We start from the raw sequence: 12,301 nt of genomic DNA on the forward strand, positions 1-12,301 counted from the left end.
CTTATAACCCAACGCCAACTAAAAATATAAATACTTGAGACTTGTGGTTTTTATGGAAAAGAAAATTCTTTGGATAATCTCTTTTGCACTGATTTTTATTTTGTGGGTCAAGACAGGACCATTTAAAAGTGAACTAAATGATATATATCAGGGCTATCTATCTGATCCTAGCTCTTCTCAAGAAGAGTTAGGCGAAGCCACATCAGATGAAAAAAACTATTTCAAATCCCATCCAATTCAAACCGAAACGCCAGACTTTTTGGCAATAACAGATATCCAAGAACGTAAAAAGGCTTTTTTTAATTATCTAATGCCTTTTGTAAATGAAAAAAACAGTCTCATTTTAAAAGATCGCGACCGCTTAAGTATCCTACTTAACAGCAATAAAAAACTTTCAGCAAAAAACAAAAAATGGATTTCGACCCTTCGTCAAAACCATAAACTGAAAAAACTTGAAAGCTATACAAAAGACGATATTAAAGCCTTACTTAATCGCCTAGATATCATCCCAGTATCACTCGTTTTAGCACAAGCTGCAAACGAATCAGCCTGGGGAACCTCTCGATTCGCAACTCAAGGCAGTAATTATTTTGGTCAATGGTGCTTTAGGAAAGGCTGCGGTTTAGTACCAGAATCCAGAAACGAGGACGCCGATCATGAAGTTCAAAAATTCAATGACGCTCGCGAATCTGTTTTTGCCTATATTGACAACCTAAATACCAATGGAGCCTATAAAAAGCTCAGAGCTACCCGCGCGCAATTGCGTCAAAATAAAGAAATCGTCACCGGCCTGGCTCTTGTGCATGGCTTGGAGCACTACTCTGAACGCGGCCAAGCCTATATAGAAGAAATTGAAGGCTTGATCAATTACAACAAGCTATGGCGTTTCAATAGAACTCAACCTAAACCAGAGGCACAATAGTCACTGGCGCTTTATCCAAACGAAAACCAAGATAAATGTAATAAAATGCAATTTATTGTTACGAAATTACTTTATGTGGGGTGGCTAAGCGCCACCCCCTTCATTACAATACCGTAATATTTCACCCACTCATCAAACGAGGAAATTCAATTGGCCCGTTTACCTGTTATTGTTGGCTTTGGCGGAATCAATTCGGCTGGTCGTACTTCGTCACATCAAGCATATCGCCGCATTGTCTTTGATCTTCTTCCAAGCACAATCCAGCAGGATGTTTTACTCGATCTTGCCACTATTACGAATATGGCTGAACACAAAAACGGCCTCTGGTACACCAATGGTGGAGAAACCCTAGACGCTGCCGCACTTGTCGACAGCATTGGAGAATCTCTTCTTGCTCGCACTTTGATTCGTCGCATCCACCCTAGTTTATTTGACGTTGACCGTGTCATTTTGCACAAATCCACCACTTTGCAATCCAACAAAAGCGAAGAAAAACTTAGCTTTACAATAAAAACACGCTCTCTTCCAAATGATCGACCAACGAACTGGCAGGTAACCGAGCTTTCAGACAACCTAAGCGAAGTCGTGGTTGATGGTAATTTAGAAGCCTTCATAAAAGACACTCGTGCGCTCTCTGTAAAGGCAGCAGGGCAACTACCTACCGGTTTCGATCCATCTAAACTATACCAAAGCAGAAACCACCCTCGCGGTTTACAAATGACAGTTTATGGTGCGTCAGACGCTTTAAAAAGTAGTGGTATTGATTGGGAAACGATTCGCAGTAAAGTTGCTCCAGATCAAATGGCGGTATACGCAGCCAACTCAATTGGTCAAATGGACGACTTAGGCTTTGGCGGTATGCTCAAGTCCGCTCTAATGGGAAAGCGTACAACATCAAAACACTTGCCTCTTGGCTATGCTCAAATGCCCGCAGACTTTGTAAACGCTTATCTTTTAGGCAGTGTCGGCAATGTCGGAACCGCAATTGGCGCCTGTGCAACGTATTTTTTTAACCTAGAAAAAGCCATAGATGGCATCAAAACAGGGAAATTTCGTGTCGCCATGGTTGGTGGCAGCGATGCTCCGATCACCCCTGAAATTATCGAAGGTTTTAGAACGATGGGGGCATTAGCTGAAGATACCGCCTTACTCGCTCTCGACCAAATAACAAACCAAGAAGAACCAGATCACACTCGTAGTTGTCGACCATTTGCTCAAAACTGCGGTTTTACCATTGGTGAGTCTAGTCAATGGACTCTTCTTATGGATGATGAGCTTGCCATTGAACTAGGTGCAGAAATATTTGGTGCTATTCCTGCCGTTTTCTCTCACGCAGATGGCCATAAAAAATCCATATCAGCTCCAGGAATCGGCAACTATTTGACCATGAGTAAAGCCATGGCCTACCTGCAAAACATAATAGGCAATGACGGCTTAACACAACGTACTTTCATTCAAGCACATGGTACAAGCACGCCACAAAACCGCATTACCGAATCTCATGTACTAAGCAAAGCAGCAACAAGTTTTGGCGCAACTGAAATGCCCGTTGTAGCAATGAAAGCTTTCCTTGGACACTCCCAAGGTACGGCAGGTGGTGATCAACTTCACCTATCCTTAGGGGTATGGAAAGATGGCATCCTGCCTGGGATCACAACATCACACGCTGTTGCCGATGATGTTTATCAAGAAGGCTTAAAGTTCCAACTTAAACACGAAGCCTACGGAAAAGACTATTTTGATGCAGCACTACTAAACTCAAAAGGTTTCGGTGGCAACAATGCTACAGCCGTTTTGCTATCTCCACTGCAAACTATGAAAATGCTGAAAAAACGTTATAGCGCAGAGCAAATGAGTACTTACCAAGCGAAAAACGTTGATATTATTGCGACAGCAGAAGAATACAACCAATCCGCCATTCGCGGTGAAACCCTTCCTATCTATAAGTTTGGGTTTAACGTGTTAGGCGGTGAAGAACTCGATATCAGTGATCAAGAAATCCGCTTGCCTGGTTACGATATGCCGGTAAATCTTAATATAGAAAATGAGTTTAGCGATTTAAAATAATTGCTATAACCAGACCAAAAAGGCTGACTAATACATGATTAAAATTTTGTATTGGCCAGCCTTTCTTGTAAAAAATCCAATAATAATCGAGTCTTCCTAGACATCAGTTTGCGCTGCGGGTAGATAGCATAAAAGCATATTTCGTAGCCTTGATAGTGAGGCAATAAGTTCACCAATTCACCTGAGGCAATGTATTTAGCTAGCAAAAAGTCAGGCTGATAAATTATTCCTAAACCAGCTAAAGCAAAGCGTGTCAAAGCCCCACCATTATTGACAACAAAAGATCCAGAAACAGACATTGTCTGAGAGATACCTTTGTCATTCGTCAAGGTCCAGCGATTTGGCGACAGCGCGTTGCTGTATAAAAGACAGGAGTGGTCAGCTAAATTATCGATGCAATCAAGGCCGCCATGCTTTGCAATGTATTCAGGCGACGCACACACGTACCCTTTGGAATAACACAAAGGACGTGCGACGAACTGATCTCCACCTAAATCACCACCTCGGATGGCTATATCCACACCAGATTCAGTCATATCAACACGCTTATCACTGAAATCCACATCCAACTCAATTTCAGGGTATATACGGCTAAAATCATCTAATAATGGCACAACATACGATAGACCGAAATCCATAGGCACACTTATTTTCAAAAGCCCTTTTGGCTTTTGTGTTAAGTCACCTATTTCACTTTCTGCTTCCTCAATCGCATCAAGAATCGCAACACAGTGTTGATAATACTTACGCCCAGCATGAGTAATACTGATATTGCGTGTATTTCGCTGCAAGAGTTTAGTCCCTAATTCTTCCTCTATGGAATTTATATAACGAGTTACCATTGGCCGAGAAATGCCTAAAGAGTCACTGGCTAATTTAAAGCTCTCCGCCTCATAAACACGGCAAAATACCTTCATTGCTTGCAGCTTATCCATTCACTCACCTGAAAAATAAAAAGTTCCCCTATTATCATTTCTTTTTAGTGAATATTGAATTGTTTTTTGGGCTGATTATTTATCAAAAGAAACAATTTAAACTAGCTACATCTTTAAATCTAATAAAGGAATCTAAAATGAAAGCAATTACTATCAGTGCATTAATGCTTGCATCAAGCCTAACGATGGCAGCAGATTACAAAATTGATCCAGCTCACTCTGGAGTTGTATTTAAAGTCGGTCATTTGGGTGTGAGCACAACAGTTGGTCGCTTTAATGAATTCGAAGGCAACTTTGAATACGCTGAAGACGGAAAATCAGGCAGCGCTTCACTAACAATCAAAGCGGACAGCATCGACACTAACCATGATGCCCGCGACAAACATCTTCGTAGTCCAGATTTTTTAGATGTTAAACAATTTCCTACGTTGACATTCAACAGCACTAAGTTTGAGGGCGATACGTTAACTGGAGACCTGACAATACACGGCATAACAAAGCCAGTTAGCTTCGATGTTAAAAAGATCGGGGAAGGCAAAGATCCATGGGGAGGTTACCGCGCAGGTTTTGAAGCAACAACCGTTATTCAACGCAGTGATTTTGGCGTAACTTACTTTATCCCTGGCGTAACAGATAAAACAGAAATTGAAGTCTACGTGGAAGGCATTCGCCAGTAATCAATTTAGAAAAAAGCACCAAGGAAAGCGATCATGTACGAAGAAGCCAGCAACTCTACTCTTTTAATGCTATTACATACGGCAGTTTACCCCTTTCTCGCCGCACTAATAGTCAGCATTGTTGCTGGCAAATTGTTACGTGCATCCTCTTACCTTGGTTACCTTGGTGGCTTTATTGTCGGACTCAGCCTGATTCATTCAGGCTTGAGTTTCCCACCCAAACAGGCAATAGACTATTACAGCGTCACAGCACTAATCGGCATAGCAGCAATATTTTGCTTAGCCCTAATTAAGTCAACAGCACTGCGTTTAAGCACTTTTTTTGTTCTATGCGGCTTGTCATTTTACTTTTTACTAAACCCTGTATTAAAGCACTCAGGGACTGTTATTAGCCTAAGCTGGGCAGCTGGTTGCGCATTTATCACACTGATATACCTACTTGTGATACAAGGAAAAGCACAAGGTTCAGTTGAATTAGAAACAAGCAACGAAAGCAGAATCTCTCCGTTACTTTTACCAATAGGATTGATGATTTCTGCAGGAGCGTCAGCCCCTGTTATATCAATTGGTGGAAGCTTACTGATAGGGCAATTATTAGGTGCACTGGGAGCGGCCCTATTCGGTTACATAATTGTTAATTACTTCCTAAACACTAATAAAAGTAATTCAAGTATCCCTGCCCTTTTAATAATCGGCGGACTAATTACGCAAAGCCACATTCTCGCCGACATTCCGTTAAGCGTCATGCTAATGCTCACTGCAGGCTGCTTTGTAACACCGCTAGCAACGGCATTAGGAAACAAATTAAGCAGTAAACAAAGCATCTACATCATTTTGGCTCAAATTGTAATCAGCACCATCATTAGCGGCTTAAGCCTATGGCTAGTTTGGCCAGAAAGCAGTTTATATTGATTGAAAGATGTCTAATCTTTAAAGATAGACCTTGATGAGCGCCATAATGGCAACACAATTGCCGCTATGGCGCTGCTAGCAGCACCATATGACAGCAGATACAATATGTCCAAATTATTCAAATGAAGGTTAATAAAGACAAAAATCTGGTTAGGTACAACAATGAATAGCCATATCCCAATGACTATAAAAAATCGTCCAAAACCAGACAAGCCCTTAATTCTAACCAAAAGCCAAGCTGTACAATACAAATATACAAAAGATGCTAATGCGAACAATAAAACCACGCCAACAGTAGGTTGCTTAGCCATATCCTCCAGAGCAGAACGCTCTAAGAATGACAAAGGTGTCGAAGCATACCAAGCTACTCCAGCAACAATTTGAAAGACAAAAGCCAACACAACAGCTTTATGATTTATTTTGTACACATCATCTCCTATTCAATATCGACCAAAGGTTGGTCATTAACTAGCTTGGTATAATTCTTTCACTAAGCTTCTTAATTTTGAACGCCATGGACGCTGCTTTATCCCAAAATGATTAAAGATCTTTCGGCAAGATAAAGACTGTCGCTTCATAGTAGAGGCTTCTTGTACTTCTGGAAACGAATCGCCAATTGCCTCCACCTCTACTTGTGCTTTCGGATCAAACTGGCTAGAAGTGGCTAGAATTGCCTCAACCAGTCGAATCCAGCTAATTTCTTCTGCACAACAATAATGGTAAACACCTTTATTTTGAGCACCATAATGCCCTTGGTTAACCATGGATAAAATCACCCTGACCAAATCAGATACAGGTGTCGGACTGCCAATTAGGTCATCTTTGTAAGCAAGATTAACGCCATCCTGAATCAAACCAAGTGTCCTACAGACAAAATCATCTCCTTTGCCACTAAATAGCCACCCTGTTCTTAACACAATATTATTAGGGCTACTCAATACAACAGACTCAGCTTCAATTAAAGCCTTTGCATAAGGCTCTAAACTATCTGGCACATCCGTCTCGGCATAAGCGGCGTCTTTATTGCCTGAAAATACTCTAGCACTACTAATCATAATTAATGGCGCACCAGCTTGTTCGCTCAAATAGCGTAAAGTAGATTGAAATTTCCCATAATCACTTTGTAGTGCATAGCGCAAACTTAACGCATCAACAATCACGTCAAACTGCATATCATCTAACTCTGCTCTTCTTTCAACATCTAGCAAAAGCGACTCTTCTGGACACAGCCATTCAAATTCAGTTTTTGCTTCAGAAAGCAGCAACAATGACGAACCGACTTCTGTCCCACTTCCCAAAAGAAGAATACGAATCGGGGCATTAATATCTTGTGTGTTATTCAAAGCAAGTCCTCGTTCCACTTAGGAAAAACCCTTAATAGGTTATCATATGTCTGCACTGCTATCTGCTCCACGCTCTCCCTCCTTATCGCGGCAACAGAATGGGCAATAAGAGGAATAGAAAGTGGCGTATTATTTTGCCCCTGATAACCATGTAGTGGCATATCAGGTGAATCTGTTTCAAGGACAAACGCACTATCACTAAGTGCCGCCAATACCCTATGAGCTTTTTTAGCCCTCGGATACGTCACTGTACCGCCAATTCCTAATACAAAACCCTGATCTATAAATCGCTTAGCTTGTTCAAGACTGCCATTAAAGGCATGAACAATGCCGCCATCACTAAACCCCACCTCTCGAAGGCACTTAAACACCAAATCATAACTTTTTCTAGCATGCAAAATAACTGGTATTTTCAATGATTTAGCAATTTTTAGCTGGCGAGAGAAGAACTCTAACTGAATTTTCATATCGACAGAACTAGGCCAACAATCTAACCCTATTTCCCCCACCGCAACTACTCTACGCGAATCACACTGTTCAGCGAGAAAATCGATCTGCTCTAGCAAAGACTCTTTTAAAAAATAAGGATGTAAACCATAGGCAGCACGCCATTCAGGATAACGCTTACTCAATCTTTCTAGCTTTGACCAACTAGAAAAGGTCGTCGCAGGCACCAAAAAGCCGCCCACTTTATTTTCTCGACAGCGCTGCATTAACGAGTCACGCTGCTCGTCAAACACATCGAAATCTAAATGGCAATGGCTATCAATAAACATACACAAAAGATTACATTATTTATACACTAAGTGTTAGCGTATAAATCACTAAAAACAAAAAAGCCGCGCTAAATGCACGGCTTTTTAAAAGGCACTATTTAAAATAGCTTACAGAGATGGACCAGCCTTAACAATAGCGTCGGATACGGTATCGAATTTCTTAAAATTCTCAACAAATTGAGAGATTAAGTTTTTTGCTTGAGCTGCATAAGCATCCTGATCAGACCAAGTTTTACGAGGGTTCAACAATACACTATCAACACCCGGTACCTGTGTAGGCACATCTAGATTAACATCATCCAGATGCTCAGTTTCTGCATCCGTCAGCACACCAGATTGAATCGCCGAAATAACCGCACGGGTTGTTGGAATACTAAAACGTTTACCGCCTTGACCATGAGCACCACCAGTCCACCCCGTATTCACTAGATAAACCTTACTACCAAACTCTTCAATACGCTTGATCAAAAGATCTGCATACACATCAGCAGAACGAGGGAAAAAAGGTGCACCAAAACAAGTAGAGAAAGTTGACTTAATTCCTGTGCCTGCTCCCATTTCTGTTGAACCAACCAAAGCCGTATAACCACTCAAAAAGTGGTATGCCGCTGCCTCTTTCGTCAGGATAGAAACAGGAGGAAGAACACCAGTCAAATCACACGTTAAAAAGATAATAGCATTTGGCTCACCTGCACGATTACCAGCGGCACGCTTTTCAATGTGCTCACGAGGGTAACCAGCACGACCATTCTGAGTTAAAGACGTATCAGCGTAATCTGCAACACGCGTTTCAGGATCTAGCACCACGTTTTCAACGATAGTTCCAAATTTGATCGCATCCCAGATAATCGGTTCATTCTTTTGAGAAAGGTCAATCGTTTTTGCGTAGCAACCACCTTCGATGTTGAAAACCGTATCTTTCCCCCAGCCATGCTCATCATCACCGATCAAAAAGCGCTCAGGATCTGCAGACAGTGTTGTTTTGCCTGTGCCAGATAAACCAAAAAACAAGGTTACATCTTCTTCTGTACCGACGTTAGCAGCACAGTGCATTGGCAGCACATCATGCGCTGGCAATAAATAGTTTTGTACAGAAAACATCGCTTTTTTCATTTCACCAGCGTAACGCATACCCGCGATCAACACTTTACGCTCGGCAAAGTTTAGAATGACACAACCGTCAGAGTTAGTACCATCACGCTCAGGCTCACAAACAAAATTTGGCGCATTAAGAACCTGCCATTCACCTTTGCTTGATGGGTTATAAATATCAGGACGAATAAACAGGTTACGACCAAATAACTGATGCCACGCCGTCTCAGTACGCATAATCACTGGTAAATAATATTCATCGCCCGCACCGACATGAATGTTAGATACAAACGACTCTTTACCATCAAGATACGATGCCACTCGATCCCAAAGCGGAGCAAATTTCGCCTCAGGAAACGCACGGTTAACAGGTCCCCAATGGATACTATCTTTACTGGACGCTTCTTCTACAATGAAACGATCCATAGGAGAACGACCAGTACGAGCCCCTGTTTCAACGACAAGCGCGCCATTATCGGCAAGGACCCCTTCGCCATTCTGCAGAGCTTTTTCAACCAACTGCGGCGTCGTTAAATTTGTATGAATAGTCGTTACGTCTGATGCGGAGTTCATGTTACTAAATCCTCTGAGCGATAAAGATTGTCTGATCATTCTTATAAAAATGCCTTTATACGACAATATTACTTGCAATGTCGCATAAAGCATTCTGCTATACGAAGTTTTTTTTCGGTGAAAACATAGTAACAAAACAATCTAAAAAAAAATATTGTTATAACAATATGTTATTTTATTACTTTTCTGAAACTTTCCAATATACATTAAGTATTTGTTTTATAAGACGTTTAATAAAAAATATCAATAGAATTGAGCATTTTTTGATTAAACTACAATTAATCAACGCTATATTTCTGTAGTTTTCTTTCTTTTTTGTCACCTTTCCTCTAAATGGAAAGCTACTTACTGATCCAAAAACCATTAAACTCATCACATGACTATTTACGACAAAACCACCTAAGCTATAAGGTTTCTATCAAGAAAGCTCAAAAAAACACAATTATTTGAATTTTTCTTACCTCTAGTATGTCCTGAATCATAGCGCTTCATGGTAAGATTCTTTCTTCAATTTCCCCCAATTGTTCAAAAGGTTGATCGATATTTATGTTAAAAACGAATCAGAACTGCAATATTGGATTTGTCGGCCTGGGTGTCATGGGTAAAAACTTGGCCTTAAATTTAGCTGACCATGGCTACCGAGTTGCAGGTTTTGATCTTGACGCACATAAAGTACAAGACGTTTTAGACACTGAAAAAGCAGAACGTCCAGATCCATCAGCAGCCGCACGAATCATTGGCTGCTCCAACATGGGAGACATGCTAAAAAACTTAGTAAAGCCTCGCGTGATCGTAGTTTTAGTTCCTGCTGGAAGCCCTGTTGATGCTGTTTGCAACAGCTTGATTGAAGCTGGCTTAGAATCAGACGATATCGTAGTAGACTGCGGAAACAGCCAATGGACAGATACCATTCGCCGTGAAGCGGAATACAAAGAAAAATTCAAATTCTTTGGTACTGCTGTATCTGGTGGTGAAGTGGGTGCGCGTTTTGGTCCATCACTAATGCCTGGTGGCGATGCCGATTCCTGGCAATACCTGCAGCCTATGTGGGAAGCCGTTGCAGCAAAAGTTGACGAAAACGGTAAACCTATCGTTAGTAATATTCCTGGCAAGCCGGTTACAGAAGGCGAGCCTTGTACTGCTTACCTTGGGCCAAATGGCGCGGGCCATTATGTAAAAATGGTTCATAACGGCATTGAATATGCCGACATGCAGCTTATTTGTGAAGCTTATCACCTACTACGTTCTTTGCTTGGTTACGAACCTGAAGAGATTGGTAAGTTGTTTGAAAAATGGAACCAAGGCGTTTTAAACAGCTACCTTGTTGAAATTTCAGCCGACATTCTTCAACAATACGACCATAAAACAGGCGCTCCGCTCGTTGATATGATCTTAGACAGCGCTGGCCAAAAAGGCACTGGTCGTTGGACATCGATTAGTGCGACACAAATGGGCGTTCCTGCTGGCATCATCAGCGAATCTGTTTATGCTCGTGCCCTGAGTACATTAACTGGCGAACGTGAACTTGCAGCAAGCAAGCTTGTTGCAGATGTAGAAAGCGGCGAGATTGAAGCTGAAGACGTCGAGAAAGCAATCGAAGAGGCACTTTACTGCGCAAAAATCTGTGCTTATGCTCAAGGCTTCCAACTCATGCGTGCGGCTGAAAAAGAATATGACTGGAAATTCAACTTCAGTGATATCGCGAAAATCTGGCGCGGCGGCTGTATCATTCGCGCATCTTTCCTACAGAAAATCGCCGATGCTTTTGTCGACAATCCAGAACTTGAAAACCTATTGCTAAGCGATTATTTCGCTGACGCAATGGCGAGCAAGCAAGCCGGCCTTCGTAAAGCCGTTGTCCTTGCTGCGCAATCAGGTATACCAACACCATCTTTCTTCTCAGCATTGGCTTACTTTGACGGTTACCGTTCTGAAGTATTACCTGCTAACTTGCTACAAGCGCAACGTGATTACTTTGGTGCTCACACCTACGAACGCGTAGATGCAGAGCCTGGCCAAAAATTCCACACTTACTGGCAAGAAGAAGGTCGTCCTGAGCGTAAAGCTTAAGACCAATATCTAGTCCAAACAAAAAACGCTGACTTAGCAATAAGTCAGCGTTTTTTTGTTTCAGCTTAATATGCTGACTCATGTTTTTAACAAAGCCCTGTCGAGCACAGTCGTCCGCATGACGAATCGTGCGCTGCTGTCATGGCTTCATTTTCTTTTCCATAGAAGACAACATACCTCTCAACATGCCCACTTCCTGCTGATCCAATCGCGAACGCTGAAACATACGACGAAAACGCGTCATGACTTGCATCGGCGTTTCAGGATCAAGAAACTCCGTCTGCACTAAGACTTTTTCTAGATGTTCAAGCAAATAATCGATCTGCTCCACATTGGCCGCAGGCACATCCCATTTACTTGCTACCACAGGCGCATCTTTCATCAGCAAAGATTTCATTCTTAGCTCGTACGCGATAACTTGAACGGCAGCACCTAGATTCAAGGAACTAAAGGTTTCAACGGAAGGAATATGCACATGATAATTACAGCGCTGCAGTTCTTCGTTGGTTAGCCCTCGGTCTTCGCGACCAAACACAAACGCCGTAACCAAGCCTTCATCAAACACCAAATCTGCTGCTTGTCTTGGATCAACCAAAGGCCAAGGAATATTTCGCTCACGCGCACTCGTACCAATCACTAACTGACAATCCGCTAACGCCTCTTCTAAAGTATCCACGACAACCGCGTTATCTAAAATATCCGTCGCACCAGAAGCTCGACTCACGGCTTCGTCACTGGGATACTGCTTAGGGGCAACAAGATAAAGCTCTGCTAACCCCATATTCTTCATGGCGCGAGCAGCGCCACCAATGTTGCCAGGGTGCGATGTATTAACAAGGACAATTCTTACTTTATTTTGCATTTTATGAGGTACCAATAATAACGGTCAGACAATGCAGCGTATCTTAACAGAAATTTAGAACAAAGCCGCAAA

The 12,301-nt window shown here is 42.0% G+C and carries 11 protein-coding genes; 5 read left to right on the top strand and 6 right to left on the bottom strand.

The window, feature by feature from the left end; translation table 11 throughout:
* The first annotated feature begins 52 nt into the window (after nucleotides 1-52).
* Both KDW99_RS15870 and KDW99_RS15875 read left to right on the top strand, forming a co-directional pair.
* Nucleotides 53-922 carry a glucosaminidase domain-containing protein gene (locus KDW99_RS15870; protein ID WP_255826071.1) on the top strand — a complete coding sequence of 290 codons (870 nt, stop codon included), beginning with the start codon at nucleotides 53-55 and terminating at the stop codon, nucleotides 920-922.
* A 150-nt stretch (nucleotides 923-1,072) separates the two neighbouring features.
* On the top strand, nucleotides 1,073-2,989 hold the full coding sequence (locus KDW99_RS15875) for a beta-ketoacyl synthase (RefSeq protein WP_255826072.1): 1,917 nt from the start codon (nucleotides 1,073-1,075) through the stop codon (nucleotides 2,987-2,989).
* Nucleotides 2,990-3,027: 38 nt separating this feature from the next.
* On the opposite strand, the gene KDW99_RS15880 is transcribed toward KDW99_RS15875, so the two are convergent.
* Nucleotides 3,028-3,924 (bottom strand): LysR family transcriptional regulator, encoded by an 897-nt coding sequence (locus tag KDW99_RS15880; protein ID WP_255826074.1) that lies wholly within the window; start codon nucleotides 3,922-3,924, stop codon nucleotides 3,028-3,030.
* 137 nt (nucleotides 3,925-4,061) lie between these two features.
* Between KDW99_RS15880 and KDW99_RS15885 the strand changes: the two genes are divergently transcribed.
* Nucleotides 4,062-4,601 (top strand): YceI family protein, encoded by a 540-nt coding sequence (locus tag KDW99_RS15885; RefSeq protein WP_255826075.1) that lies wholly within the window; start codon nucleotides 4,062-4,064, stop codon nucleotides 4,599-4,601.
* Nucleotides 4,602-4,634: 33 nt separating this feature from the next.
* Nucleotides 4,635-5,513, top strand: coding sequence for a hypothetical protein (locus tag KDW99_RS15890; RefSeq protein ID WP_255826076.1), 879 nt, complete (start codon nucleotides 4,635-4,637; stop codon nucleotides 5,511-5,513).
* An 11-nt stretch (nucleotides 5,514-5,524) separates the two neighbouring features.
* On the opposite strand, the gene KDW99_RS15895 is transcribed toward KDW99_RS15890, so the two are convergent.
* The 4 genes from KDW99_RS15895 to KDW99_RS15910 form a co-directional block, all read right to left on the bottom strand.
* Nucleotides 5,525-5,941 (bottom strand): hypothetical protein, encoded by a 417-nt coding sequence (locus KDW99_RS15895; RefSeq protein WP_255826077.1) that lies wholly within the window; start codon nucleotides 5,939-5,941, stop codon nucleotides 5,525-5,527.
* Nucleotides 5,942-5,977: 36 nt separating this feature from the next.
* A complete protein-coding gene (locus KDW99_RS15900) occupies nucleotides 5,978-6,856 on the bottom strand; it encodes an SDR family oxidoreductase (RefSeq protein ID WP_255826078.1) in 879 nt (292 codons plus the stop codon).
* Nucleotides 6,853-7,632: a TatD family hydrolase gene (locus KDW99_RS15905; RefSeq protein WP_255826080.1), complete on the bottom strand. Its 780-nt coding sequence runs from the start codon at nucleotides 7,630-7,632 to the stop codon at nucleotides 6,853-6,855. The genes KDW99_RS15900 and KDW99_RS15905 overlap by 4 nt, the downstream gene beginning before the upstream one ends.
* A gap of 108 nt (nucleotides 7,633-7,740) precedes the next feature.
* Nucleotides 7,741-9,297, bottom strand: coding sequence for a phosphoenolpyruvate carboxykinase (locus KDW99_RS15910; protein ID WP_255826081.1), 1,557 nt, complete (start codon nucleotides 9,295-9,297; stop codon nucleotides 7,741-7,743).
* 546 nt (nucleotides 9,298-9,843) lie between these two features.
* Here KDW99_RS15910 and gndA point away from each other — a divergent pair.
* Nucleotides 9,844-11,367, top strand: a complete 1,524-nt coding sequence (gene gndA / locus KDW99_RS15915; protein ID WP_255826083.1) for an NADP-dependent phosphogluconate dehydrogenase — start codon at nucleotides 9,844-9,846, stop codon at nucleotides 11,365-11,367.
* Between the two features lie 139 nt (nucleotides 11,368-11,506).
* Here gndA and KDW99_RS15920 read toward each other — a convergent pair whose 3' ends face one another.
* A complete protein-coding gene (locus KDW99_RS15920; RefSeq protein ID WP_255826084.1) occupies nucleotides 11,507-12,229 on the bottom strand; it encodes an RNA methyltransferase in 723 nt (240 codons plus the stop codon).
* Nucleotides 12,230-12,301 lie beyond the last annotated feature (72 nt).

Source organism: Marinomonas rhizomae (assembly GCF_024397855.1).
Lineage (GTDB): Bacteria > Pseudomonadota > Gammaproteobacteria > Pseudomonadales > Marinomonadaceae > Marinomonas > Marinomonas rhizomae_A.

Bases quoted from the DNA above. Each gene is read 5' to 3' on its own strand.
- KDW99_RS15890 (WP_255826076.1), top strand. From the start codon at position 4,635: ATGTACGAAGAAGCCAGCAACTCTACTCTTTTAATGCTATTACATACG.
- KDW99_RS15885 (WP_255826075.1), top strand. From the start codon at position 4,062: ATGAAAGCAATTACTATCAGTGCATTAATGCTTGCATCAAGCCTAACG.
- KDW99_RS15920 (WP_255826084.1), bottom strand. From the start codon at position 12,229: ATGCAAAATAAAGTAAGAATTGTCCTTGTTAATACATCGCACCCTGGC.
- KDW99_RS15905 (WP_255826080.1), bottom strand. From the start codon at position 7,632: ATGTTTATTGATAGCCATTGCCATTTAGATTTCGATGTGTTTGACGAG.
- KDW99_RS15910 (WP_255826081.1), bottom strand. From the start codon at position 9,297: ATGAACTCCGCATCAGACGTAACGACTATTCATACAAATTTAACGACG.
- gndA (WP_255826083.1), top strand. From the start codon at position 9,844: ATGTTAAAAACGAATCAGAACTGCAATATTGGATTTGTCGGCCTGGGT.
- KDW99_RS15880 (WP_255826074.1), bottom strand. From the start codon at position 3,924: ATGGATAAGCTGCAAGCAATGAAGGTATTTTGCCGTGTTTATGAGGCG.
- KDW99_RS15870 (WP_255826071.1), top strand. From the start codon at position 53: ATGGAAAAGAAAATTCTTTGGATAATCTCTTTTGCACTGATTTTTATT.